At 73.1% G+C, this 25,891-nt stretch carries 19 protein-coding genes; 12 read left to right on the top strand and 7 right to left on the bottom strand.

Going from position 1 to position 25,891, the window contains the following annotated elements; translation table 11 throughout:
* Nucleotides 1-171 precede the first annotated feature (171 nt).
* On the bottom strand, nucleotides 172-1,083 hold the full coding sequence (locus QQM67_RS20250; RefSeq protein ID WP_314175383.1) for a sugar phosphate isomerase/epimerase family protein: 912 nt from the start codon (nucleotides 1,081-1,083) through the stop codon (nucleotides 172-174).
* Between the two features lie 289 nt (nucleotides 1,084-1,372).
* Between QQM67_RS20250 and iolC the strand changes: the two genes are divergently transcribed.
* From iolC to QQM67_RS20215, 7 genes are all read left to right on the top strand, one after another.
* Complete coding sequence (gene iolC, locus QQM67_RS20245; RefSeq protein WP_314175382.1) at nucleotides 1,373-2,416, top strand: 5-dehydro-2-deoxygluconokinase; 1,044 nt, start codon at nucleotides 1,373-1,375, stop codon at nucleotides 2,414-2,416.
* A gap of 77 nt (nucleotides 2,417-2,493) precedes the next feature.
* A complete protein-coding gene (locus QQM67_RS20240; RefSeq protein WP_399067294.1) occupies nucleotides 2,494-3,366 on the top strand; it encodes a Cgl0159 family (beta/alpha)8-fold protein in 873 nt (290 codons plus the stop codon).
* Between the two features lie 163 nt (nucleotides 3,367-3,529).
* Nucleotides 3,530-4,516 (top strand): 5-deoxy-glucuronate isomerase, encoded by a 987-nt coding sequence (gene iolB, locus QQM67_RS20235; protein WP_314175380.1) that lies wholly within the window; start codon nucleotides 3,530-3,532, stop codon nucleotides 4,514-4,516.
* 71 nt (nucleotides 4,517-4,587) lie between these two features.
* Entirely contained in the window at nucleotides 4,588-6,489 is a 1,902-nt protein-coding gene (iolD, locus tag QQM67_RS20230) for a 3D-(3,5/4)-trihydroxycyclohexane-1,2-dione acylhydrolase (decyclizing) (protein WP_399067293.1), read from the top strand.
* 62 nt (nucleotides 6,490-6,551) lie between these two features.
* A complete protein-coding gene (locus QQM67_RS20225; protein WP_314175379.1) occupies nucleotides 6,552-8,057 on the top strand; it encodes a CoA-acylating methylmalonate-semialdehyde dehydrogenase in 1,506 nt (501 codons plus the stop codon).
* Between the two features lie 191 nt (nucleotides 8,058-8,248).
* Complete coding sequence (locus QQM67_RS20220; RefSeq protein ID WP_314175378.1) at nucleotides 8,249-9,085, top strand: class I SAM-dependent methyltransferase; 837 nt, start codon at nucleotides 8,249-8,251, stop codon at nucleotides 9,083-9,085.
* Between the two features lie 59 nt (nucleotides 9,086-9,144).
* Nucleotides 9,145-10,332, top strand: coding sequence for a serine hydrolase domain-containing protein (locus QQM67_RS20215; protein WP_314175377.1), 1,188 nt, complete (start codon nucleotides 9,145-9,147; stop codon nucleotides 10,330-10,332).
* A gap of 44 nt (nucleotides 10,333-10,376) precedes the next feature.
* On the opposite strand, the gene QQM67_RS20210 is transcribed toward QQM67_RS20215, so the two are convergent.
* The 4 genes from QQM67_RS20210 to QQM67_RS20195 all read right to left on the bottom strand — a co-directional run bounded on the left by QQM67_RS20210 (nucleotide 10,377) and on the right by QQM67_RS20195 (nucleotide 15,983).
* Nucleotides 10,377-10,907 carry a GyrI-like domain-containing protein gene (locus QQM67_RS20210; RefSeq protein WP_314175376.1) on the bottom strand — a complete coding sequence of 177 codons (531 nt, stop codon included), beginning with the start codon at nucleotides 10,905-10,907 and terminating at the stop codon, nucleotides 10,377-10,379.
* Nucleotides 10,908-10,963: 56 nt separating this feature from the next.
* Nucleotides 10,964-13,051, bottom strand: coding sequence for an FAD-dependent oxidoreductase (locus QQM67_RS20205; RefSeq protein ID WP_314175375.1), 2,088 nt, complete (start codon nucleotides 13,049-13,051; stop codon nucleotides 10,964-10,966).
* 228 nt (nucleotides 13,052-13,279) lie between these two features.
* Nucleotides 13,280-14,002 (bottom strand): TenA family transcriptional regulator, encoded by a 723-nt coding sequence (locus tag QQM67_RS20200; RefSeq protein WP_314175374.1) that lies wholly within the window; start codon nucleotides 14,000-14,002, stop codon nucleotides 13,280-13,282.
* A gap of 265 nt (nucleotides 14,003-14,267) precedes the next feature.
* A complete protein-coding gene (locus tag QQM67_RS20195) occupies nucleotides 14,268-15,983 on the bottom strand; it encodes a hypothetical protein (RefSeq protein ID WP_314175373.1) in 1,716 nt (571 codons plus the stop codon).
* Between the two features lie 325 nt (nucleotides 15,984-16,308).
* On the opposite strand from QQM67_RS20195, the gene QQM67_RS20190 reads away from it, so the two are divergent.
* Together QQM67_RS20190 and QQM67_RS20185 are read left to right on the top strand one after the other, a co-directional pair.
* The gene (locus QQM67_RS20190) at nucleotides 16,309-16,827 is read left to right on the top strand and encodes a RidA family protein (RefSeq protein WP_314175372.1); all 519 of its coding nucleotides are present in this window, start codon (nucleotides 16,309-16,311) and stop codon (nucleotides 16,825-16,827) included.
* Entirely contained in the window at nucleotides 16,820-18,220 is a 1,401-nt protein-coding gene (locus QQM67_RS20185; protein ID WP_314175371.1) for an MFS transporter, read from the top strand. Before QQM67_RS20190 ends, QQM67_RS20185 begins: the two co-directional genes overlap by 8 nt.
* 38 nt (nucleotides 18,221-18,258) lie before the next feature.
* Here the strand turns inward: QQM67_RS20185 and QQM67_RS20180 are convergent, their stop codons facing one another.
* Nucleotides 18,259-20,202 (bottom strand): helix-turn-helix domain-containing protein, encoded by a 1,944-nt coding sequence (locus QQM67_RS20180; protein WP_314175370.1) that lies wholly within the window; start codon nucleotides 20,200-20,202, stop codon nucleotides 18,259-18,261.
* 203 nt (nucleotides 20,203-20,405) lie between these two features.
* On the opposite strand from QQM67_RS20180, the gene QQM67_RS20175 reads away from it, so the two are divergent.
* From QQM67_RS20175 to QQM67_RS20165, 3 genes are all read left to right on the top strand, one after another.
* Nucleotides 20,406-21,866 (top strand): aldehyde dehydrogenase family protein, encoded by a 1,461-nt coding sequence (locus QQM67_RS20175; RefSeq protein ID WP_314175369.1) that lies wholly within the window; start codon nucleotides 20,406-20,408, stop codon nucleotides 21,864-21,866.
* Nucleotides 21,866-22,315: a GlcG/HbpS family heme-binding protein gene (locus QQM67_RS20170; protein WP_314175368.1), complete on the top strand. Its 450-nt coding sequence runs from the start codon at nucleotides 21,866-21,868 to the stop codon at nucleotides 22,313-22,315. Before QQM67_RS20175 ends, QQM67_RS20170 begins: the two co-directional genes overlap by 1 nt.
* Nucleotides 22,316-22,415: 100 nt before the next feature.
* Nucleotides 22,416-24,635 (top strand): FUSC family protein, encoded by a 2,220-nt coding sequence (locus QQM67_RS20165; protein WP_314175367.1) that lies wholly within the window; start codon nucleotides 22,416-22,418, stop codon nucleotides 24,633-24,635.
* Between the two features lie 155 nt (nucleotides 24,636-24,790).
* On the opposite strand, the gene QQM67_RS20160 is transcribed toward QQM67_RS20165, so the two are convergent.
* Nucleotides 24,791-25,741, bottom strand: coding sequence for an ATP-dependent DNA ligase (locus tag QQM67_RS20160; protein WP_314175366.1), 951 nt, complete (start codon nucleotides 25,739-25,741; stop codon nucleotides 24,791-24,793).
* Nucleotides 25,742-25,891 lie beyond the last annotated feature (150 nt).

Here is a 25,891-nt window from a genome sequence, read left to right as displayed (position 1 = left end):
CATCAGCCTGTGCCCGGTGAACGACGCTGAGTGACTGACGGAGAGGGCCTGTTGAGAGTCTGTGACGCGGCGACCGGCTAATGGTGACGCTCGTGACAGGGCCCCAACAGCCCCTGCACGGCGCCTCGTGCCGCTCGGGCGGCAGCCGGTGGAGGCGTTCCGGCACGCGTCCTAGGCGCCGCACCCACGCAGAAAACGCCGTGTGCGCTTGGCGATCGGCAGCGGCCGGTCCGGCGGGCACGGGTACATGTCCTGCTCGACGATCGCGAAGAGATCCACGCCCAGCCCCTGCGCGGCGGTGAGCACGGGCTCCATCGCCGGTACGCCCAGGGGCGGTTCGCACATCACGCCCTGCCGCACCGCGGGCCCGAAGGGCGTCCCCTTCTTCACCACGTCGGAGAGGATCGCGGGATCGACCTGCTTGAGATGCAGATAGCCGATCCGCTCGCCGTAGGTCTCGATCAGTTTGACGCTGTCGCCTCCGCAGTACGCGTAATGCCCCGTGTCCAGGCAGAGGTTGACCAGGCCGGAGTCGGTCGCGTCGAGGAAGCGCTCGACGTGCTCCTCGGTGTCGATGTGGGTGTCCGCGTGCGGATGCACCATGATCTCCAGCCCGTACTTCTCACGTACCTCGCGGGCCAGGCGCTCGGTGCCGCTCGCGAGGTGGCGCCACTGCTCGGCGGTCAGTTCGCGCGGCTCGATCTCCTCCGCGGTCTTGTCGTCGCGCCAGAAGGACGGGATGACGACGAGGTTGTCCGCGCCCATCGCCCTTGTGAGTCCGGCGACTTGGCTCACGTGGTCCCATGTGGCGTCCCACACCTGCGGTCCGCGGTGCAGCGACGTGAAGACGGTGCCGGCGGAGACCTTGAGCCCGCGCGCCTCGACCTCGTCGGTGAGGCGTGCGGGATCGGTCGGGAGATAGCCGTACGGACCCAGTTCGATCCACTCGTAACCGGCCTGCGACACCTCGTCGAGGAAGCGCCGCCACGGCACCTGTTCGGGGTCCTCCGGGAACCAGACGCCCCAGGAGTCGGGTGCGGAGCCGACCCGGATGCGGTCGAGGGACGGGGTCGCAGGGGTCACGGAGGGCTCCTCGCTGTACGTACGTGTCACGGTGCGGGGGTCGCGGCCGGAGCGGCGACGGGGCGAGCCAACTCGGTAGGTGCCGCCACTGTCAAGAGTATGTAAGGACAACGTTTCATACGGACGTAGAGGTCCGCCGTCCTGCGGCCACGGTAGTGCGCTGCCGGGGCTTTCGCGCCAGAGGTCGCTCTGGACGTCAGTATGTAAGGACAAATCATTGACAGGTTTTGCCGTCAGCACTGACGATGAAGAGGCCGGAAACGAGGGAGCGACCGAGGAAAGAGCATCCATGGCAGTCACGGAAGTGCCGCACGACGTCATCACGATGGGCCGCATCGGCGTCGACATCTACCCGCTCCAGACGGGCGTTCCCCTGCCGGAGGTCGAGACGTTCGGGAAGTTCCTCGGCGGTTCCGCGACCAACGTGGCCGTGGCCGCCGCCCGGCTCGGCCGCTCCAGCGCCGTCATCAGCCGCACCGGCGACGACCCCTTCGGCGAGTACTGCCACCATGCGCTGCGCGGCTTCGGCGTGGACGACCGCTGGGTCACGCCCGTGACGGAGTACCCGACGCCGGTGACCTTCTGCGAGATCTTCCCGCCGGACGACTTCCCGCTGTACTTCTACCGCGAGCCCAAGGCCCCCGACCTCGAACTCGTCCCGGACGGCCTGGACTTGGCCGCGATCCAGGCAGCGCGCGTCTTCTGGGTGACGGGCACCGGGCTGTGCGCCGAGCCGAGCCGCACCACCACCCTCACGGCGCTCGAAGCCCGTACGGCGAGCCGCATGCGCCACCCCGGCGGCGCACCCACCGGGACGGTCTTCGACATGGACTGGCGGCCCATGTTCTGGGGCGGCGGCGCCCGGAAGGGAAGCGCCGGGAACGAAGAGCGGACCGGAAAGCCGACCGAGCAGGAGGTCATGGCCGAGGCCCGCCCGTACTACCGCCAGGCGCTGGCGAACGCGACCGTCGCCGTCGGCAACGTCGACGAGTGCGAGGTCGCCACCGGCACCCGCGACCCGCACGAGTGCGCCGACGCACTGCTCGCGGCGGGCGTCGAACTGGCCGTCGTCAAGCAGGGCCCCAAGGGCGTGCTCGCCGCGCACCGCGACGGCACCCGCGCGGAGGTGCCCCCGCACCCGGTCGAGGTCGTCAACGGCCTCGGCGCCGGCGACGCCTTCGGCGGCTCCCTCTGCCACGGCCTGCTCGCAGGCTGGGATCTGGAGTACGTGATGCGGTACGCGAACGCCGCCGGCGCGCTCGTCGCCTCGCGGCTGGCGTGCTCCAGCGCCATGCCCACGGCCGCCGAGGTCGAGGAACTCCTGCGGGGGTGAAGCCGCCGCCCGCCAGTCCGCGCCCCGCGCCCGCGCCCCAGCGGCGACCACGAAAGCGAGCAACTTCCTTGAGCAGCATCAGCATCGGTGACCTCGTCGCCGTACGGGCACAGCACCCGGAGGCGATCGCGGAGGCCGCGGCCAGACGTGCCAGACGTCCCCTCGTCGGCGAGAGCGGCCGGCTGATGATCGTCGCAGCCGACCACCCGGCCCGCGGCGCCCTGGGCATCGGCGGCAGCGAACTGGCCATGGCCAACCGGGAGGAGCTGCTGGAGAGGCTGACGCTGGCGCTGTCCCGTCCGGGAGTCGACGGCGTGCTGGCCACCTGCGACATCCTGGAGGATCTGCTGCTGCTCGGTGCGCTCGAGAACAAGATCGTCATGGGGTCGATGAACCGCGGGGGGCTGGCGGGCGCCGCGTACGAACTCGACGACCGCTTCACCGGATACCGCGCGCAGGACATCGAGCGGCTGCGCTTCGACGCGGGCAAGGCGCTGCTGCGCATCGACTACGACGACCCCGGCTCCTTGGCCACCATGCACGCGACGGCACGCGCCGTGGACGACATGGCCGCGCGGCGGCTGCCCGTCTTCATCGAGCCGTTCATCTCCAGCCGCGTCGAGGGCAGGGTGCGCAACGACCTCAGCGCGGAGGCCGTCATCCGCTCCGTCGCGATCGCCTCCGGCCTCGGCGGCACCTCCGCCTACACCTGGCTCAAGCTGCCCGTGGCCGAGGACCCGGGCGACATGGGGCGGGTGTGCGAGACCTCCACGCTGCCGGTGGTGCTGCTGGGCGGCGAGACGAACGGCGACCAGGAGGGCGCGTACGAGAAGTGGCGCGCGGCGCTGGGCCTGCCGACCGTGCGCGGGCTGGTCGTCGGGCGGTCCCTGCTCTACCCGGCGGACGGCGATGTGGCGGGCGCCGTGGACACGGCGGTGGGGCTGCTGTGAGCGCCGCGGACAGGGGTACGAGGACGGGCGTGGGCGGCATGGACGGCAAGAGCGGCTGGCCCGGCAGGAGCGAGGGGCCCGGCCGGGGCGGCGGGCTCGGCCATGGCACAGGCACCGCCACGACACAGGCACGGCGACGGCGACGGCGACAAGGACGGCGAGCATGACGAGCACGGCAGGCACCACCGGGGCGGCGGGCGGCACTCGCCCGGCGGGCGCGCACGGGACCTCGGGCGGCCCCGGCGCCGGGCTGCATCTGCGCGCGGGCAGCGCGGCGGCTCGCCCGTACACCCTCGACATCGACCCGGAGCGGGCCGGCTGGGGCTACTCCTCGCTGCGCGTCCTGGAGCTGGAGCCGGGCGGCGTCCACGAGTTCGCCGCGGGGGAGAGCGAGTGGATCGTGCTGCCGCTCAGCGGAGGCTGCACGGTCGCCGCCGAGGGCGCGACGTTCGAACTGCACGGCCGCACAAGCGTCTTCGACGCCGTGAGCGACTTCGCCTACGTGCCGCGCGACGCCGAGGTGAGTGTCAGCAGCGGCGGCGGCGGACGCTTCGCCCTCACCGGCGCCCGCTGCACCCGCCGCATGCCCGCACGTTACGGACCCGCCTCGTCCGTCCCCGTGGAGCTGCGCGGCAGGGGCAACTGCTCGCGACAGGTCAACAACTTCGGCGCGGCAGGGGTCTTCGAGGCCGACCAGCTCATCGCCGTCGAGGTGCTGACGCCGGGCGGCAACTGGTCGTCGTACCCGCCGCACAAGCACGACGAGCACCGGCCCGGTGTGGAGAGCGAGCTGGAGGAGATCTACTACTTCGAGATCGCCCCGCACCACACGGACTCCGGCCCGGTTCCGGGCCTGGGCTATCAGCGGGTGACGCCGTCCGGCCCCCGCAGCGGCACCGACGTGCTGGCCGAAGTGCGCGACGGCGACGCGGTGTTGATCCCCGACGGCTGGCACGGACCGTCCATCGCGGCGCCCGGGCACGACATGTACTACCTGAACGTGATGGCCGGACCGGGCCTGGAGCGTGCGTGGCTTATCTGCGACCATCCAGACCACGCCTGGATCCGAGGCAGCTGGGAGGAGCAGCCTGTCGATCCAAGGCTGCCGCTCTATCACGCACCGAAAGTGGAAGGAGGGACGGGCAAGTGAACTCGGCACCGGGATTCGAGGGCCGCATCGGCGGCCGTACCGACGGCCGTACGGACGGCCACGCTGAACGCCTGGCCGAAGGCGGCCCGCGCACCGTGCGTCTGACCGTCGCTCAGGCGCTGGTGCGCTTCCTCGCCGCCCAGCACACCGAGCGCGACGGGCGCCGCCACCGGCTGATCGGCGCCTGCTGGGGCATCTTCGGACACGGAAACGTCGCCGGCATCGGCCAGGCGCTCGTGGAGAGCGGCCAGGGCGACGACGCGCCGCTGCGCTACCTCCAGGGCCGCAACGAACAGGCCATGGTGCACGCCGCCGTCGGCTACGCCCGCCAGAACAACCGCCTCTCCGCCCACGCCGTGACCACCTCCATCGGGCCCGGGGCGACCAACCTCGTCACCGGCGCCGCGCTGGCCACCGTCAACCGGCTCCCTGTGCTGCTCCTGCCCGGCGACATCTTCGCCACCCGCCCCGCCGACCCCGTTCTCCAGCAGCTCGAAGTCCCGTCCGCGGGCGACGTCTCGGTCAACGACGCGCTCCGGCCCGTCTCCCGCTACTTCGACCGCGTCCACCGCCCCGAGGCGCTGATCCCCGCCGCGCTCCAGGCCATGCGCGTCCTCGCCGACCCCGCCGAGACCGGCGCCGTCACGCTGGCGCTGCCTCAGGACGTGCAGGCGGAGGCGTACGACTGGCCCGAGGAGTTCTTCGCCGACCGCGTGTGGCACGTACGGCGGCCCGCACCGGAGGCCGCCGAGGTCGCGGCGGCGGCCACCGGCGTACTCGACGCCCGCAGGCCCCTGATCGTCGCGGGCGGCGGCATCCACCACAGCGAGGCCGAGGACGCGCTGCGGGCACTGGCCGACGCCACCGGCGTCCCCGTCGCCTCCACCCAGGCCGGCAAGGGGTCGCTGCGCTACGACCACCCCTGCGACGTGGGCGCCCTCGGCCACACCGGCACGGCCGTCGCCGACGACCTCGCGCGCAGCGCCGACCTCGTCATCGGAATCGGCACCCGCTACAGCGACTTCACCACCGCGTCGAACACGCTCTTCGCCGAGCCCGGCGTGCGCTTCCTCAACGTCAACATCGCCCCGTTCGACGCGCACAAGATGAGCGCGCTCACGCTCGTCGCGGACGCCCGCGCCGGACTCGAGGCGCTGACGGGCGCGTTGCTCGGCCACCGCGTCCCGGCCGCGTACGAGGAGGAGTACGCGCGGGGCAAGGCGCTCTGGGAGCGGACCGTCGACTCCGCGTACGCCGCCAAGGACGAGGGCGCACGCCCCACCCAGGCCCAGGTCATCGGTGCCCTCGACGGCGTCGTCGGCGACGACGACGTCGTCATCAACGCCGCCGGCTCCCTCCCCGGCGACCTGCACAAGCTCTGGCGGGCCCGCTCGCCGCGCCAGTACCACCTGGAGTACGGCTACTCGTGCATGGGTTACGAGATCCCGGGCGCCATCGGCGTGCGGCTGGCCGCGCCGGACCGGCCGGTGTGGGCGCTGGTCGGCGACGGCACGTATCTGATGCTGCCCGGCGAGATCGTCACCGCCGTGCAGGAAGGGGTCGGCATCAACGTGGTGCTGGTGCAGAACCACGGCTACGCCTCCATCGGCGGCCTGTCCGAGCAGACCGGGGCTGAGCGCTTCGGCACGGCGTACCGCTACCGCGCGGCCGACGGCACGTACACGGGCGACCCGCTGCCCGTCGACCTCGCCGCCAACGCCGCCTCGCTGGGCATGGACGTGGTGCGCGCGGAGACCGTCGGCGAGCTGCGCACCGCTCTCGCGCAGGCGCGCGCCTCCGACCGTCCTACGTGCGTGTACGTCGAGACCGACACCGGCCCCTCGGCGCCGGCACCGCCCGGAGCCGCCGCCTGGTGGGACGTTCCCGTCGCCGAGACCTCGGACCGTCCCGCCGCACGCAAGGCGCGCGAGGAGTACGAGCGCCACGCGGCGGCCCGGCGCCGTCACCTGTAGCAGCCCAGCCCGAGAAAGCACCGACCCCCGAACCCACCTCGGAAAGAAAGTAGGGCCACCTCATGAAGACCCTCGGACACTGGATCGGCGGCAAGCCTGTCGAGTCCGTCTCCGGCAACGTCGGCCCCGTCTACAACCCCGCCACCGGCGCGCAGCCCACGCACGTCGCGCTCGCCTCGGCGGAGGAGGTCGACGCCGCCGTCGGCGCGGCGCGGCGCGCGTACGAGGAGTGGTCGGTCAGCTCGCTGGCCAGGCGCACCGCCTTCCTGTTCAAGTACCGCGAACTGCTCGACGCGCACCGCGACGAGATCGCCTCGCTGATCACGTCCGAGCACGGCAAGGTGCACTCCGACGCGCTCGGCGAGGTCGCCCGCGGCATGGAGATCCTCGAACTGGCCTGCGGCATCCCGGAGAAGCTCAAGGGGGAGCTGTCCACGCAGGTCTCCACGCGCGTCGACGTCGCCTCCATCCGGCAGCCGCTCGGCGTCGTCGCGGGCATCACGCCGTTCAACTTCCCGGCCATGGTGCCGATGTGGATGTTCCCGCTCGCGATCGCCTGCGGGAACTCCTTCGTGCTCAAGCCGAGCGAGAAGGACCCGTCGGCTCCGTACCGTCTCGCCGAACTCGCCGCGGAGGCGGGCCTGCCGGACGGCGTGCTCAACATCGTCAACGGCGACAAGATCGCGGTGGACCGGCTGCTGTCCCACCCGGACGTCGCGGCCGTCAGCTTCGTCGGGTCGACGCCGATCGCGAAGTACATCCAGTCGGAGGCCGTCGCGCACGGCAAGCGGGTGCAGGCGCTGGGCGGCGCGAAGAACCACATGCTCGTACTGCCGGACGCCGACCTGGACTTCGCCGCCGACAACGCCATCAACGCCGCCTACGGCTCGGCCGGAGAGCGCTGCATGGCCGTCTCCGTCGTCGTGGCCGTCGGCGAGAGCGGCGACGAGCTGGTGGCGAAGATCGCGGACCGCGCGCGCAAGCTCCGCATCGGGCCGGGCGAGGACCCGTCCTCGGAGATGGGTCCGCTGATCACGCGCGAACACCGCGACAAGGTCGCCTCGTACGTGGGCGGGGCGCGCGAACAGGGCGCGGACGTCGTCGTGGACGGCACCGGCTACACCGTCGAGGGCCACCCCGAGTGCGCGGACGGCTTCTTCCTCGGGGTGTCGCTCCTCGACAAGGTCTCCCCTGACATGGACGCCTACCGGGACGAGATCTTCGGCCCGGTGCTGTGCGTCGTACGGGCGGAGACCTACGACGAGGCGATGGCCCTCATCAACGGCAGCCGCTGGGGCAACGGCACCGCCGTCTTCACCCGCGACGGCGGAGCCGCCCGCCGCTTCCAACTCGAGGTCGAGGCGGGCATGGTGGGCGTCAACGTGCCCATCCCGGTGCCCGTCGGCCACCACTCCTTCGGCGGCTGGAAGGACTCCCTCTTCGGAGACCTGCACATCTACGGCAACGACGGCGTGGCCTTCTACACCCGCGGCAAGGTCATCACCACGCGCTGGCCGGACCCGGCGGAGAGCGGCGGCATCAACCTCGGCTTCCCCACGTCGTCGTAGCGAGATCCCTCCGCCCGCTCATGGGCGGGGGCATCGCGGGACCGTCCGGCGGCGCGCGCCGGGCTGTCCCGTCTCTGCCCGCTTCAGGTGCCCGTACGGCGCTCAACGTCCTCCGGCTGGGGCGGTGTTGAATGGGGCCGTACAACTGGCCCGTACACGAAACGGGGACCGGGCACGAGGGGAGCGGCGGGATGGCTGAGGACGAGGACCGGGCCGTGCGGCTCAGCGGGGTGCCCGAGACGCTGCTGTGGAACCTGTGGCAGCGCGCGTACGAGGCGGGGCAGCCCGGCACCGTACTGGAGGACCCGGCGGCCGTGGACCTGGTGCGGCGCATCGACTACCCCTTCGCGGAGACCTTCGGCGAGCCCAACGCCCTGCTCGCACAAGGGCATGCGCTGCGGGTCCGAACCTTCGACACCGCGGTACGCGCGTTCCTCGCGGAGCATCCGGACGGCACGGTCGTCACCCTCGCCGAGGGCCTGGAGACGCAGTACTGGCGGGTGGACAACGGGCGGGCGCGGTGGCTGGCCGTGGAGCTGCCGGAGACCGCCGAGGTGCGCGCCCGCCTGCTCCCGGACGAGGGGCGCCGGCGCACCCTCGCGCAGTCGGCGCTCGATCTGACGTGGCGGGACGAGGTCGACCCGGAACGCGGCGTACTGGTCACGGCCCAGGGCCTGCTGATGTATCTGCGGCCCGAGGAGGTACGGGAGTTGATCGCGGCCTGCGCGGAGCGCTTCCGCGGCGCTGCGCTCGTCTTCGACGCGGTGCCGAAGTGGTTCAGCGCCCGCACGCTGAGCGGCGGCATGCGCACACCGCAGGGCTACCGGCCGCCGCCGATGCCGTGGGGCCTGGACGCGGGCGAGCTGAGCACGGTCCGCGGATTCCATCCGCGCATCCGCGACGTCCGCGAGCTGCCGGTGCCCCGCGGCCGCGGCCTCTACCACGCTGTGCTGGCGCCTGTGTTGCGCCGGCTGCCCGTCGTACGGAACATGCGTCCGACGATGACCGCGGTGGCCCGCTTCGAGTGACGGGACGGGGCCTCGCTCCGTCCGCGGACTGGGGAGAGGGAAACGCGGAGAGGGAAACGATGACGGGTTTGCGTGAGGTGCTGGAGCGGCATGTGGGCCGGGGCTCGGCGCCGGGGGCGGTGGGGATGGTGGCCCGTGGCGACCGCGTCGAGGTGGAGGCCGTCGGCCACGCGGATGCGGGCGGTCGCTCTCCGATGGCCCGGGAGTCGATCTTCCGGATCGCGTCGCTGACGAAGCAGGTCACGGCGGCGGCCGTGATGATGCTCGTCGAGGAGGGCCGCTTCGCGCTGGAGGACCCGGTCGGCGAGTGGCTTCCGGAGCTGGCGTCACCGGTCGTGGTGCGTACGCCGTCCGGTCCGGTCGAGGACGTCGTCCCGGCGGCGCGTCCCATCACGGTGCTCGATCTGCTCACCTTCCGCGCGGGATACGGCTACGCGCCCGACTTCTCCCTGCCGGTGGTCAAGCTGCTCTTCCGCGATCTCAAGGTCGATCCCGTACGCCCCCAGTCCGCTCCCGGCCCGGACGAGTGGATGGCGTCCCTGTCGCGCATTCCGCTGCTGCACCAGCCGGGCGAGGGCTGGCTGTACCACACCTGCTCGGACATTCTGGGTGTGCTGATCGCCCGTGCGTCGGGGATGCCGCTGCCGGAGTTCTTCGCGGAGCGGCTGTTCGAGCCGCTCGGCATGGCCGACACCGGATTCGCGGTCCCGGAGGGTGAGCGCGACCGGTTCACCACCCTCCACCTGCCCGCGCGGCGGAACGGCGACGTAAGGCCGGTCGACGGTCCGGACGGGCAGTGGAGCAGCGTGCCCGCTTTCCCGTCGGGCGGCGGCGGGCTCGTATCGACCCTCGACGACTGGCACTCCTTCGCCCGCATGCTGCTCGCCGAGGGCACGGCAGAGGGCGCGACCGGAACGAGCGCGGGACGGAGCGGCGGCGGCCGGCGGCTGCTCTTGCCCGCGTCCGTACGGCAGATGACGACGGACCGGCTGACGGAGTCCCAACGCCGGGCCGGAAGGCACTTCTTGGAGGGCCAGGGATGGGGCTACGGGGGCTCGGTCGACGTCGAGGCCCTCGAACCCTGGAACGTGCCGGGGCGCTACGGCTGGGTCGGCGGCAGCGGAACGGCGGCCCACGTCGTCCCGTCGACGGGCGCCGTCACCGTCCTGCTCACCCAGCTGCGGCTGTCCGAGGCGTCCTGGCCCGAGCGGATGCGGGACTTCTGGCGCTATGCGGCGGGGGTCTGAGCGCCGGAGCCCTCCGGGGCCGGCCTGCCGCCCCCGCCGGTCCGTCAGTCCGCGATCACGCAGTTGAGTTCCGTACGCAGATCGCGCGGGTCCATGTCCGGGGTGGGCTCGGTGACGTAGAACTCCCACATCACGTCCCCGGGGGTCAGTCCCTGCTCGCGCACCCAGGCGCGGAGCCGTTCCCACGAGTCGCCCAGCCCGTCGAACGAGCCGCGGTGGACCGTACGGGCGACGCGCGCCGCGGGCAGGGCGCTCACGACGACGTCGCCCTCGGGGTGGACGGCCCGGTCGGTGACGAAGCCGACTTCCAGGTCGGTGGTCTCTCCCGGTGGCCGGTGGTAGAGGCCGAACGCCGGGCCGATGAGGGCGACTTGCTGACGGGAGACGGCCCCGGTCAGCTGCCGGAACGACGCGTCGAAGAAGTCCCGCAGCCCGGCGAGCGGCACGACTCCGCGGACGACGGCGGTCACCTGCGGTTCGACCAGAACGATCGCCGGTTCCGCCGATTCCGAGCCGGTGCCGGTGCCGGTGTCCGTGCCCGTGCCGGGCTGCTGTGATGATGCGTTGCCGCTCATGATCCTCCCCAGGTCCGTGGTGTTTGCCTGAGGCGGACCGGCCGCGCCCCCGGAACTCATCGCTTCCGGCGGTGCGGAGCGACGTCCGGGTCGAGGGCCACGAGGATCTCGCCGTTCTCCTCCTTCGAAGGGTGGACCCGGATCGGCTCCGTCGCCGGGGGCGAGAGGGGCTCGCCGGTGGCGAAGTCGAAGACGCTGCCGTGGCACGAGCACAGCAGGCCCTCCCGGGTGACCTTGCCGGAGGAGAGCAGACAGTCCAGGTGCGTGCAGTAGTTGGAGCTGACGTGCACCGCGCCGTCGCGGCGGGCCACGGCGAGTTCGACGTCGTCCACGAAGAAGCGGCGGACGATTCCCTCCGGGACCTGGCCGGACCGGGCCACGCGGATGTACGGGACGCCCGGGGCGGCTTCGGGGGGCGCGGGCCTGCGCGCCGACGGCGGAAGCGGTCGCGAGTCCGAGCCCGGAGAGTCCTCGTCCCGCGCCCCCGCCTCCCGCGCTTCCGCCAACCCGCCCGTGTCCGCGGCGAGTCCGGCCAGGTCGGTGTCCTCGTCGCACAGGACCTCCGGTTCCGGGGCGGCGCGCCGGGCGATGAGGTCCTTGGCGGCGAGGACGTCTCCTCCGCGTCCGATGGTGAACGCCGCCCGCAGCACGCCGTCCGCGAGATAGAACGCCGTGAAGTCGGCGGCCTCTGCGGAGCCGCGGACCACCACCCGGTCGGTGCCCTCGGTGTGGCCGCACTGCTGGAGGTTCAGCTCGAACTGGTCGGACCAGAACCAGTGCGGGTCGTCGTGCACGACGGCCTCACCGAGCATGTTCCTGGCCGCGGTCGCCGCCTGCCTGCTGGCGTTGTCGAAGTGCTCGACTCTCAACCGCCGCCCGTAGAGCGGGTGTTGCTGGTTCGCCACGTCGCCCGCCGCGTAGACGCCGGGGACGTTCGTACGGCAGTACTCGTCGACGAGGACGCCGTCGGAGACCGCGATGCCCGAACGCTCGGCGATCCCGGTCTCCGGCACCGCGCCCGCGGCGACCACGACCACGTCGCCCTCGACGCGCAGGCCCTCGGCGGTGGAGACGACGGCGCCCCCGGCCGTCTCCTCGTACGAGGTCACTGTCTGCCCGGTGTGCAGTTCGACGCCCGCCTTGCGCTGAACGCGGGCGCAGACCTCGCCCATGCGTGCGCCCAGGGCGCGTTCGAGCGGCACCCGGCCCTGCTCCAGCACCACCACGCCGGCCCCGGCCGCGAGCGCCGTCGAGGCGACCTCGGAGCCGACGAAGCCCGCGCCGATGACGACGACGCGCGCACCGGGGCGGATGTGGGCGCGGAGCCTCTCCGCGTCCTCCAGTCGCCGCAGGTGTACGACGCGCTCGCCCTCGATGCCCGGCAGCCGTCGCGCCCGCGCGCCCGTCGCCAGCAGGAACGCGTCCGCGTGCAGACGGCTGCCGTCCTCCAGTTCGGCGAAGCCGCCCGACGCGTCTCCGCTTCCCGGGGCGCCGTCTCCCGGGTGGATGCGCCGTACGGCCGTGCCGAGCCGCAGCTCGACGTCGTGCTCCTCGCACCACTCCCGGGTCAGCAGGGCGAGGTCCGTGCGGCCCTCGCGCCCGGCGAGGAACTCCTTTGTCAGCGGGGGCCGTTGGTACGGCGCGTGCGGCTCCTCGCCGACCAGCACGATGCCGCCGCCGAAGCCGTGCCGGCGCAGCGTGCGCGCGGCGACGGCCCCGGTCTGCCCGGCGCCGGCGATGAGGATCCGTTCCGGTACGCGCCGTTCACCGGTGGGACGGGGCACGGGGGCGGCGGCGGTTGCCGCGACCGTCGCGGCCGCCGCGGCGGAGGACCGCCGGGGCTCCGGGCGGACCCACACCTGGCCGTTCTCCGTCTTCACGGGATACGTGGGCTGGCACTCGTCACGGCCGTCCGCCTGTCCCGTGCTCAAGTCGAAGGCCCACTGATGTCCCGGGCAGACGACCCTGCCGCCGAGCAGCGTCCCGTCGGACAGCCGGCGCTCCTTGTGGACGCATGTGTCGCGCAGGGCGAAGACCTCGCCCCCGGCGAAGAACAGGGCGATGCGCTCCTCCCCGACCTGCACCAGCTTCTTCTTGCGGCGGCTCAGCTCCGTGAGCTCCGCGACACGTACCCAATCCGACATCCGGGCCCTCCGCCGGCCTGCTCGATCCGTCAACGGCACCTGCACCGCGGCAATTCAGCGGCTGCGCACTGCGGCTGCACCGCGGGCCGCCCTGCGGCTGCACTGCGACCGCGATGCCACCGCTCCGCGGCTGTCCTGCGGCGGGTGCGGCGCCCGTGCTCGGGCCGGCGCCGCACCCGTACCGCCGCACCGCGCGAGCACACGGCGCACCGCGCCGCTCGTCACGCGTTACGCGGCGGCGGCCGGTTCGAGGTCGGGCCGTACGTAGTGGTCGTAGAGCGCCTGCGTGTAGGAGAAGCGCATCTCCGCGGCCCACCTCACGAACTTCAGGCAGCGCTGCTGCAGTTCGGGGGTGTCGGCGTGGTCCAGCACGATCTGGTAGCCGCGTTCGCCGTGGACGACGTCGGAGGTGATGTGCAGATCGAAGAACTCGATCTCGTCCTCGGTGAATCCGTAGGACTCCCGCAGCGACACGATCTGCTTCTTGTAGATGCTCGGCACCTGCGACTCCAGGCCCACGACGAGGGCCGCCGTGGCGACGACGAAGTGCTCGCGCATGGCGACGGCGTAGCACCACGACTGGAGGCCGCGGGTCACCGGATTCATGTTGGAGGGGTCCTCGACGCGTTCGCGGGTGGTGCCGCAGGCCTCCGCGAAGCGGATCAGGAGGTCGGTGTGGCGGATGTCGGCCAGCTCCTCCTCGTACATGTTCTGGAGGGTGAAGTCCTTGGCCCCGGCGAACTCTTCGGGCGTGTTCGCGTAGACGTACGCGAGGTAGTCCGCGAACGGCCCGACGTAGTGGTAGTGGTTCTCCGCCCAGCGTGCGAAGTGCTCGCGCTTGAGACTTCCCGCCGCCCAGGCCTCGCTGAAGGAGGCGTTCTTCGCCTCGCGGCCCTTGATGGCCTCCTGGAGCGCACTGCGGAATTCGTCTTTCGACAGGATCTGGGTCACTGCTGGTTGTCCTTCCGTGCCTCAGGTCGACTTCGGATTTTCACCGTAGGGCTGAGCGGACTCGGGAATGGACGGCGATCCTGCACAGGAAATCTCTGTTTCACAGTGCAGGTCGTCCAACGGAAACAAAGGGCGTGCAGAAGCGCGCCGCCGCGCTCGGCTCGGGCGGGCGCGGCGGCGCAGATCATCGGTGAAAAGGCGCAGAAATCAAGGGAGTCGGGGTTCCGGTACGGGTTCAGTACGGGCTACGGGCCCCGGTGCCGCCTCAATACAGCACCACGGACACCGCCGTCGCGACCACGAGTCCGATCACGACGGGCATGAAGCACTTGCGGACCAGATCCTGCACCGGCACCCGGGCCACGCCCGCGACCGCCAGCAGCGAGGACCATGCGATGAGCACGCCGCCTCCCGTCCAGACCGACCCCATCTGCCCCACGGCCGCCAGCGTCGACGGGTCGACACCGGACGCCGGGCCGAGCGCGCCGGAGAGCGAACCGACCAGCGGCAGACCGGAGAAGCCGGAACCTTCCAGACCCGTGATCATGCCGACGAGGAGGATGGCGAAGGAGAGGATGAACTCGTTGTGCGGGATGTACTCCTGCCCCGACGCGACGAGGTCGAAGAGGAGCGCGGGCGGCTTCCCCTCGCCGAGGCCCAGGATCTCCCCGGCGAACTCCTCGTTGCCGATGAAGAAGAAGCCCGCGATGGGCACGACGACGCCCATGGCGCGGAACGCGAAGACCAGCCCGTCGACGACGTGCTGGGCGGACGTCGTCAGGCCCTGCACACCGTCCAGAGCCAGCGTTGCGGCGAGCAGCAGAAGCAGTGCCACCCCGCCGACGAGCGCCGCGCCGTCGTTCTCCTCCACCGGCGGCACCAGCGACGTGAACTTGCCGAGCAGCATGTAGAGCACCAGCGCGAGGAACGCCAGCGGGACGAGGGCCGCGAACACCTTGGAGCGCAGGACGGGTTCGCCCGGTCCGGACGGTACGGAGGGCTGCTCCGCCGCCCAGTCGTGGCCGGTCGAGGACGGCGGCGCCGGAGGCGCGAGCACCTTCGTGGCGCCGCCCTCGCCGCCCTCACCGCCCTCGCCGCTGTCGCCGCCGGCGCCCGCCGAGCCGCCGGACGAGGTCGCTGCCACGGCCTCCTTGGCGCCGGAGGCTCCGCCCTCTGCGCCTGCGGCCCCCTCGCTTCCGGCGCCGGAAGCTCCGGGCCCGGTGCCCGTGCCTCCGCCGTCACCGGCGAGCGTCCGGGCCTCGGCCACGACGAGGTTCTGGTCCTCGCCCTCCAGCAGTCCGCCGGTGGCCGTCTCCTCCCAGCGCGTGAGGTTCTCGGCGCTGGGAGCGGTGATGGTCTTCCTCGTACGCCAGTAGACGAGGGCGACGGCGACGGCGCCGATGATCAGCGAGAGCACCATGGCCCGGTCGGCGACCGCGCCCGTGGAGGTGCCGGCCGCCTTGGCGGACAGGCCCGGCGCGACCTGGATGACGTAGTCGCTGGAGAGCGCCATGCCCTGCCCGGCGACGGCGATGGCCGCCGCCCCGCCGATCGCGGGCAGCCCCGCCCGTATCGCGGCGGGCAGGAGGATGGCGCCGATCAGCGGCACCGCGGGGGTCGGCCAGAAGAAGAGGCTGATGACGTAGGTGACGCCGACGAGCGCGAAGAACGCGATCCTGCCGTTGCGCATCAGCGCCTGGAACGGCTTGACCATGCGGCGCTCCGCGCCCATCGCGCGCAACGCCCCGAGCAGCGCCGTGACCAGCGCGATGATCAGGAAGATGCTGAAGAGTTCGGACGCGGCGGTGAGGCTCGCGGAGAAGACGGACGTGAGGCCCTTCACCATGCTTCCGGTGAAGACCCAGGCGGTGACGAGCGTGGCCACGACGGCGGGCACCACGACGTTCTTGCGGGCGATCATCACACCGATGATCACGACTATTCCGGCGAGATAGATCCAGTGCGCAGCAGTCAATTCCACGTCCGCACTCCCTACTCGGCGTTCGAAGGCTTCGGCAGCCGGCTCTTTGTGGATGAATGGATGCGCGGCATGCTCGCGAGGTCAGGGGTTTCGGCCAAGAGGCAATCGTGCACAGGCTGAAGCACATTATTTGTGCACCCTGTGTCCTTCGCAGTGGAGGTGCACCGACGGTATGGCCTGGTGAATTACCTGCCAAGCGATCGAGGCGCATCGGCCGTTCACCGCGCAGGCCGCAGCGCGCGTGTGCGCAATGCCCATCGGATGTCCGATACGCAGTGAATTCTGCACATGGCGGCGGAATCAGCCTCTCTCGCATAGTGCGGTGGTGACCGAGAACGTGACCCCCGCGCAGTCCCCGCCCTCCACTCCGGCCGCTCCGGCCCGGCCGCCCGGCCCGCGGGAGTTCGTCCCGCCCCGGCCCCAGGGCCGGTACGCCGCGGCCGTCGTCGACGGCGGGCTGGCGGTGAGCGCCGGAATGACGCCGCGCTCCGGCGGCAGGCTCACGGTGCGCGGGCTGGTCGGCTCCGACGTCGGCACGGACGCGGCACGGCAGGCCGCCGGCCTCGCCGCGCGCAACGCGCTCGCGGCCATCACCGAGGCGCTGCCGGGGAGTTCGCGCCTGCGGCGCTGCCTGCGCATGACCGTCTACGTCGCGTGCGCCGAGGGCTTCACCGAGCTGTCGGCCGTGGCGGACGGCGCCTCCGACGCGCTCGCGGACGCCCTCGCGGCGGCCACGGGACGTCACGCGGCCCTTCCGGCGCGCAGCGCGATCGGCGTACGGTCGCTGCCGTCGGGAGCGCCCGTGGAGGTCGAGTTGACCGCGTCGGTGGACGAACGTGAGTGAGGCGGGGAGACGCCCGCGCGGCGGTGTCCCGCCCGCCGTCATACCGCTGCTGACAGCCACGACCACGACCACGATGGCCAACACGGTCGTCAACGTCCCGATGGCCGAGATCCTTCGCGGCCTGGACGCGCCGCTGTCCGCCGGGGTGCTCGTCGCCACCGCCTTCACCGTCGTCTTCGCGACGCTGATGCCCGTCTCCGGCTGGCTCGGCGAACGCTTCGGATACCGCAGGGTCTTCTGCGCCGCGATGCTCGGGATGGCCGTGGGCTCCGCCGGTGCGGCCTTCGCCGGATCGCTGCCCGTACTCGTCGCGTTCCGCCTGGTGCAGGGCGTGTCGGCGGCTCCGGTGCTGCCCGCCGTGATGGTCCTCGTCGTACGGGCGATGGGCTCGGAACGCCGCGGCCGTGCCCTCGGTCTGTGGGCCGCCGCGAACGGCGCGGGCCAGACCCTGGGCCCGGTCACGGGCGGGCTGCTCGCCGAATGGGCGGGCTGGCGGGCCGTGTTCTGGCCGATCGTGCCGCTGTCGCTGCTCGCCGTCCTCGCGGGAGTACGGCTCCTGCCGCGCGAACGGGGCGGCGCCGCGCGCCTGGAGTGGCGCGGCGCCGCGCTGCTCACCTGCGGCGCGGGGCTGCTGCTCGGCGCGCTCTCCTCGATCCCCGCGCTGGGCGCGGGTTCACCGGTGGTGTGGGTGGCGGCTGCGGCCGGGCTCGGCACGCTCGCCGCCTTCGTACGGGTGGAGATCCGCCGCCGCGACGCGTTCCTGCCTCCGCGCGACCTGCTCGACGGCCGGTATCTGCGCTCGGCGTTCGCCGTGGCGGTGCAGATGTTCGCCCTCGGTGCGACTCTGCTGGCGGCACCGCTGTATCTGGTGCGGATGTGCGGCCTGTCGACCGGCTCCGCCGGGCTGATGGTGCTCGCGCTGCCGCTCGCGATGGCGCTGCTGGCGCCGGTCGCCGGCATCGGCTCGGAGCGCCTCGGCGGAAGGCCGGTCATGCTCGGAGGTCTACTGGCCCTGATGGCGGGCCAGTTGGGGCTCGCGGTCGCCGTGGGCGCGGGACGCGGCCCGGGCGCGGTGCTCGGAGCGCTGCTGGTCGTCGGCTGCGGCGTGGCCTGTGTGCAGACCCCGGCGGCGACCGGGGCGTCCCGCTCCCGCGGCGGGGCGTCCGGCGCCGGCCTCGGCCTGTTCAACCTGGTGCGCTTCGGCGGTTCGGCCATGGGGTCGGCGTGCGTGGCGCTGCTCGGGGTGCGGCAGGGGGACCTGGTGGAGCTGTTCTCCGTGTGCGCGGCGGTGGTCGCCGTCGCCGCGGTCGGCGCCTGCGCGGGGGCCACGTCGCCGGGCAGGACCGTACGGAACGCCGCCGGCGACACCCGGCAGGCGACGCTCAGCCAGTGACGGCCCCCGGCTGGTGACGCCCCCGGCTGCCCTGGTGTCTACTCGCCCGGCACCGGCGGCGCCAGCTCCACGTCGAGCACGCGCAGCGAGTCGTTGAGCGTGTGGATGCAGTGCGCGAGCCACACCGTGAACTGCGTCTCCGACGAGCGCATGTCCATCTGGAGCGCGCGCGAGGCGCGTTCGAGCTTGTAGAGCATCGTGTTGCGGTGCAGCTGGAGGCGGCGCGCGGCGGCGTTGAGATTGCCGGACTCCGCGATGTACGCGAGCACGACCTGCTCCAGGTTCCCCGTCTGCCCGTCCGCCCGACGCAGCGGGCCGAGGATCTCCTCGGCGAAGGCCCGCCCCTGCTCGCCCGAGGCCGCCGCCTCGATCGCGGCGAAGACCCGCAGCCTGTCGTAGCCGCACACGATCGGCACGTCCACGCGGCGGGAGAGCTCCAGTGCGATGCGCGCCTCGCGGTAGCTCTCCGCCACGCCCGCCGCGCCGACCGCGCCGCGCCCGTGCGCCACCTGCACCTCGCTGCCCAGATGGTCGCGCACCGCCCTGTGCACCGCCTCGCCGAAGGCCTTGATCTCCTCCTGCTGCGCCGGTGCGTCGAAGTGCTTGGAGGAGCCGGGCTGCGCCAACTGCCGTACGACGACAAGGAGTTTGCCGACGTACGCGGCGAGCGTGAGACGGGCGGGTGCGGCGCCGCGCAGCCCTCCCACGACGCGCAGCAGGCTCTGCGCGCGGGCGCCGTCCGGCTGCGGAACCGAGGCGGCGAAGACCGCGTGCCGGGCGCGCATGTCGAACCGGTAGTGGCGGGAGCGCGCCTCCAGCTCGTGTACGTCGGTGAAGCGGCCGTGCACGAGGGTGTCGAGGAAGTCGTCCCGCGCGCGCTCCTCCGCCTCGGTCACCGACCGCTGCCGCAGCAGCTCCGACGCGATCAGCGGCGCGCCCTGCTCGACGATCACGCGGTGCTGCGCCAGGTCGTGCGGATCGGCCGGCACGACGGGCTCGACGACGGCGACGGTGCCGTACACGTCCCCGGCCACGCCGAACGGCGCGACCACGGCGTGCACGGGAGTGCCCTGCGGCGTGTGGAACGCCACGTCACGCGCCTCGACATGCTGCCCGCCGGAGCCGCTCGTACGTACGCCCTGCTCCCTCGCGTTCCGGTGCAGCTGTGCCGCGGGCCAGCGCGGCGCGCCCGCGTCCTCGTCGGCCGGCTCCCCGTGGTCCGCCGACGCGAGCACCTCGCCGTCGGCGTCGAGTATCAGCAGCCTCGCCTGCGCGAGACCGGCCATGGCGTGAGCGAGCGCGGGCATCCCCGTACCGGCGGTGAAGACCTCGCTGAGCGTGCGGTGCACTCGCACGCTGTACTCCAGCACGTGCGCGGAGCCCGCGATCGTCTTGACCGCGACCAGACGGCCGATGCTGCGGTAGTCGGCCTCCGACGCCAGCCCCACCAGGGGAAGCCCCGCACCGTCGGCCGCGCGGACAGCGCCCGCCAGATCCGGGCCCTCGCCGTTGCCGCCGGCCGTGACGGTGCTGCCGCTGCGCGGCCGTACGAGCAGTGCCGCCGCTCCGCGCCGGGCGAGCTCCTCCACCACGGCGCTCGCGTGCCGCGCCGAACCCAGCCGGGCCGCCGGAGCGTGCACGGCCACGCCGCGCAGATCGCCGCGGCCCTGCTGCTCGCCGTGTCCGGCGTCCTCGACCTCGGAGAGCGGCAGGCACCAGGTCACCACGTGGTGCACCCCGGCCCTGCCGCCGAGCAGCCGGCCGCGCAGCACGGGTTCGCCGAGCAGCGCCTCGACGGTCAGCCGGTCACCGAGCGGACCGGCGGTGCCGGTGTCCGCTCCGGCCCCGTTCTCGGTCTCTGTCTCCGTCCCTGTCTCGGCCGCGGTCTCGCGGAGGTCCGTGCCGGTTTCCGTGCTGGGGTCCGTGCCCGTCTTCGTGCCGGTTTCCGTGCGGGCGGGTGCCGGGTCCGGGGTGTGTGCCATGTGCCTACATCCTTCGGCGGCGTGGGTGCGGAATGTACGAAGCCGTCCCTGCCCGGCGGGGCAAAGACTGCGGGGGTACGGCTGGCGGATGCGCCCCACGGCGCCGGCGGATGCTGCGGCCACAGCGACCGTCACCGGTGCCGTTCACGGATGTCAACGCTGTCATCGCTGTCACTGCACACAATGCGGAACAGGAGGCCGACTTGTCGAGGTTGCAGGAGAGCCCGGTCCGGGAGGACGGCGCCGGTCCCGAGCCGGACCCGGGCACCGTCGTCTCCACGGATCCCGCCGAACCGTCCGATGTCGTCGCCACGTTCCCGGCCGCCACACCCGCCTCCGCCGCGGAGGCAGTCGCCGCGGCCGACGAGGCAGCGCGGGCCTGGTCCGCCCTTCCGGCGGGCCGCCGTGCCGGCGTGCTGGGCGCCGCCGCCGACGTACTGGAGGGCGAGGCCGACACCCTGGCCCGCCTGATAACCCGCGAGCAGGGCAAGCCGCTGAGCGCCGCCAAGGGCGAAGTGGGCAAGACCGTCGAGCAGTTCCGGCTGTCGGCGCAGCTCGCCTTCATGGTCGAGGGCGTCACCTATCCCCGGGAGTCCGCGTCCCTGTCCGCGTGGACGATGCGCGTACCGCTCGGTGCCGTCGTGGCGATCACGCCCTGGAACTTCCCCGTGTCGCTCGCCGCGCGCAAGATCGCCCCGGCGCTCGCGGCGGGCAACGCCGTCGTCTTCAAGCCCTCGCCCGTCGCCGCCGCCTGCGGCGAGTTCCTGGCCGGGGCCCTTCACCGTGCTGGGGTGCCGGGGGAGGTGCTGCCGGTGCTGCACGGCGACTCGAAGGAGGCCATGGCGGCCCTCGTCGGCGCGCCGCAGGTGCGTGCCGTCACCTTCACCGGGTCCGACGCCGTGGGCGCGCTGCTCCAGCGCACCGCGAACCCGCCGGCCCGCCGCCAGTTCGAACTCGGCGGCCACAACGCGGCGTTGGTCTGTGCCGACGCGGATCTTCCGCGGGCCGCGGCGGCCGTCGCGGGCGGCGCCTTCGGTCTCTCCGGCCAGGTGTGCACGGCCACGGACCGGGTGCTCGTCGACCGTTCCGTGCTGGCTGAGTTCACCGCTCTGCTCCGCGAAGAGGTCTCGCGGCTGCGCGTCGGACGGGGCGACGACGCCGACGCGGACCTCGGCCCGGTCGCCACCCGCGCCCAGCGCGAACGGCTCACCGCCCTCGTCGACTCCGCCCGCGAGCAGGGCGCCGACGTGATCGGCGAGGGCACGCTGCTGCCGGGCCTCGACCCGGAGGGCCACTGGGTCCCGCCGGTGCTGCTGGCCGGCGTTCCGGAGGACCACCCCGTCAACACCGCGGAGATCTTCGGGCCGTTGCTCGGCATCGTCCCCGTCGACGGCCCCGACGAAGGCGTCGCCGTCGTCAACTCCACCCCGCACCGCCTTGTGACCGCCGTACACACCCGAGACCTGGGCACCGCCGGACGCTTCATGCGCGAGGCACGCTGCGGCGTCGTGAAGATCAACGACCGTACGACGGGCAACGGCGTGGCACCGCCCTTCGGCGGCTGGGGCGCCTCAAGCTCCGGCGCGTTCCCCGAAGGAGGCCGCGGGGCCCTGGAGTTCGTCACCGACACCAAGACCGTCTACTGCGACTACCTGGAGCGCTGATGTTCACCGTGCACCGCCTGACCCTCGAGGACGCCTTGATCATGCTGGAGGCCGCCGAGGCCGAGGCCGAACGGATCGGCGTGAAGCAGACGATCTGCATCGCCGACGACGGCGCCCACCCCGTCGCGCTGCACCGGATGACCGGAGCGCGGCTGACCGGAGTGGAGATCGCCATCGCCAAGGCCTTCACCGCCGCCGGACACCAGCGCGCCACGCACCTGTTCAACGAGGAGCCCAAGGGCCCCGCCCTTCCGGGCAACGAGGCCTTCGGCATCCAGCACATGCACCCGGGGCGCTTCGCCGCCTTCGTCGGCGGCTTCCCCATCGTCCACGAGGGCGAGGTGGTCGGCGCGGTCGGCGTGAGCGGCGGCAACGGCGACCAGGACAAGGCGGTGGGCGCGGCGGCGCTCGCCGCGTTCGACCAGAAGGTGGCGAACCAAACGCGGTGACCCCCTGCCGGGCCGCGGCAACGGCCCGCCGCCCCCGCCCCGGTGGTCTGACCTCGGCCGTCCTGCGGTCGTCCCGGCGCTCCCCCGTAAGCTCGGCCGCATGAAGGTCCTGCCGTGGTTCCGGGCGATCGGTGAGACCGCGCGGTCCGGGCTGTCCGTCGAGCGGGCCAAGTTGACACCGCTCATCGCGCTGCGGGCCGCGGCCGGTGTCGCGGTGATCGTCCTGGTGACGCTGTGGGCGGGCTCGCCGAAGCTGGCCGTCGCCTCGGCGTTCGGCGCGTTCGCCTCCGGCGTGGCGACGTTCCAGCGCAGCTGGCGTCCCCGGCCGGTGCTGGCGCTGTGCGCCGGTGCGGCCCTGGCGGTGTCGACCTTCACCGGCTACCTGGTCGTCGCGCACCCCGCCGCCTTCGTACTGCTGCTCGCCGCCTGGGCGTTCGCCTCCGGCCTCGCCTGGGGCGTGGGCCCCACCGCCGGCGTCGTGGCGTCCTTGACGGTGGCCTGCATGCTGGTGACGGTCACCCTGCCCACGACCGTTCTCGGCGCTCTCGTGCAGGCCGCGCTCATCGCGGCGGGTGGATGTGTGCAGGCGGCGCTGATCGTGCTCTTTCCCGTACGGCCGTGGGGCGAGCGGCGGGACGCCCTGGCCGACGCGCTCGCCGCCGTCGCCGACTACGCGCGCCGCCTGCGCCACGACCCCAGCAGCTCGTTCGACCCCAAGCCGCTGATGGAGGCCCGCAGCGCCGCAGCGATCACGCCGCGCCAGGCCCGTCGCCGCCCCCGCCAGCTCGGCGGCTACCGGGGTCTGGCGGAACGGTTCCGCCCGGTGCTCGCGTCCCTCGCCGACCCGGTCGTGGGCGCCCCGATGGTGGGCCGGGAGCGCGAGCGCGTACGGGAGTTGCTCCAGGCCGCGGCGACCGTACTGGACGCGACGGCACGCGCGGTGCGGCGCGGCGAGCGCGTGCGGCTGCCGCAGGACGCCCTTGAGGTGCTCCAAGTCCCGGAGACCGGGCCCGTGTTGCAGGGCCCTGCCCGCAAGTCCGCGATGCGGCTGATCGCCCTGACGCAGGACGCGGTGGACGCCGCGCAGGAACCCGTCGAGGTCACCCGCGAGGTACCGCTGATCCCGCGCGCCACCTGGCAGATGCCCGCCCGGGCCGACAGCGCAGAGGACAGCGACGTCTACGTCGACCCCGAGGCCGATGCGCCGCCCGTACGCCCCGTGCAGCCGCGGCACTTGAACCAGCCGTCCCTCGCCGTGCTCGTCCCCACGGCCGTGCGCACCTTCCGCCGCGAACTGCGCTGGTCCTCGCCGGTGTGCCGGCACGCGCTGCGCGTCGCCGGCGTCGTGGCCGCCGGCTATCTGCTGGGCAAGACGCTGGCACCCGCGCACGGCTACTGGGCGCCGCTCACCGCCGTGATGGTGATGCGCCCGGACTTCTCCCGTACGTACGAGCGCGGCGTGGCCCGCATCGTCGGGACGCTCTTCGGCGTGGGCATCGCCGGTTCGGTGACGGTGCTGGCCCATCCGCCGCCCTACGCGAGCGCCGCGCTCGCGGTGGGCAGCGTCGGGTGCATGTATCTGCTGATGCGCACCGGTTACGCCATCACCTCGGCGTGCATCAGCGCGTACGTCGTTTTCCTGCTGAGCATCGCCGGCTCGATGTTCTCGCAGACCGTGCTGGAGAGGATCTGGCTGACGGCGCTCGGCGGTGCGCTCGCCATGCTGAGTTACGCGCTCTTCCCGGCCTGGGAGACACCGCAGTTGAGAGACCGGCTCGCCGACTGGCTTGCCGCGACGGGCAGTTACACCGTCGCGGTGCTCGACCGCTTCGCCGATCCGGCGGCCCGCGCGGCGGGCGCCGTCGGCACGCCCGCGCAGGGGCACCCCGACCGCGCCGTGCGCGAGGCGCTGCTCGACACCCGCGCCGCGCGCCAGGAGTGGGACCAGACGGCGACGCGGGCTGGCGCGGAGCCCGTGCGCCACCGCGGCGGGCTCTCGCGCCGCTCGGCGTCCGCGGCGCAGTCCGCGATGGTCACCCTCGGCCGCGTCACGATGCTGCTGGAGGCACACCTCCCGGACCGCGACGCCCGGCCGAACCCCGGCGCGCGGGACTACTCCGAGGCGCTCGCGGCCGCCCTGCCCGGCGCCGTGACGGCGCTCCGCGAGGGACGCGCCCCGGACTGGGGCCCCGTGCACGACGCGCTGTCCCGGTGGTGGGAGCTGGAGGCGGACCGCCCGTCGTCCTCGGTGGCGCTGCGCACGGCGGACCTGCTCGCCGACGCGCTGGAGGACCTGACGGAGGCGGTGGCGCCGAAGTGACGGACGAGTCGACGGCCGGTCCGCGAGCCCGCGGCACGATCCTCACGTGACGAAGACGCCGGCCGAGCCGGATGAGGCGCTCGGTGCCGGGCGACCAGGACCGGACGGCCGGGCTCCGCGCGGTCAGACGTCCGCGCGGTCAGACGTCCGCGCGGTCAGACGTCCGCGCGCACGCGCACGTACCGCACCAGCGGGACGCGGCCGGTGCGCACCGTGACCTCGACTGTGAGCGGTGCGGCGGTGCCGGTCAACGGCCGCCACCGTACGTCCAGTTCGTCGTCGGCGACCGTCTCGCCGAGGAGCCCCTCGACGGCGCGGCCGAGCCCGGACGCGGCGACGGGCGCCAGCCGCGGCGTCGTGACGGCCCGTCGCCCGTCGGGGAGTTCGACGACGGCTCCCCACGGGCGCCGCTCCGGGCCGGTGACGCCCACGAGCCGTGCGTCGACGGTGTCCGCGGAGCGCACCTTCCGCCAAGCGGTCCGCGCACGGCCGGGCCGGTAGGGGGAGTCCCAGCGCTTGGAGACGATGCCCTCCACGCCCTGGGGTCTCATCTCCCGCATCCAGTCGCGGGCTTGGCCCGCGTCGTCCGTCGCGAGGACCAACTGGATCTCCGGGCCCGCCTGTTCGACGACGCTCCGCAGCCGCGGCCACCGCACGCTGAGCGGTTCGGACCGCAGATCCGTGTACGGCGCGGCCAGCACGTCGAAGGCGACGAGAACGACCCCGGGAGTGGACCGGGGCCGCTTCGCGAGGCCGCGTGACTGCAACGCCTCGAAGTCGAAGCGCCGTTGCTGCCCGCTCCAGACGACGACCTCTCCGTCGATGACGGTCCCGGCGCCCAACTCTCGGGCCGCCGCGACGAGTTCGGGGAACTGGCGGGTGATCTCCCGCTTGCTGCGGGAGTGGATCCGTACGCCGTCATCGGTGACGGCGAGCGAGACGCGCCAGCCGTCGAGCTTGATGGAATGGTGCCAGCCGGGCCCGTCGGGCACGGCCTCGACCGGCTTCGGCCGCACCAGCTCGACGGGCAGCGGCACAACGAGTGCGGCGCCCGCGCCGTCGTCGTCCGTACCGTCCGCGCCGTCCGCGCCCTTCGAGCCGTTCACGGCGCCCAGCCTCACGGGGCGCGAGGGTGCGGCCCGGTGGCCACGCCGCGGCCGTGCGCGGACGCCACCGCTGTGGCGGAGCCGGTGAACGGCCCGAACCGACGGGTCTCCCGGGAGCGATGAGTTGTGACCGCCGCGCCGGTCGGCACT

Origin of the sequence: Streptomyces winkii, from assembly GCF_032248595.1 — a bacterium.
Classification (GTDB): Bacteria; Actinomycetota; Actinomycetes; order Streptomycetales; family Streptomycetaceae; genus Streptomyces; species Streptomyces winkii.
The sequence above is the reverse complement of the archived record's forward strand: the minus strand, read 5'-3'. Positions and strand labels throughout refer to the sequence as shown.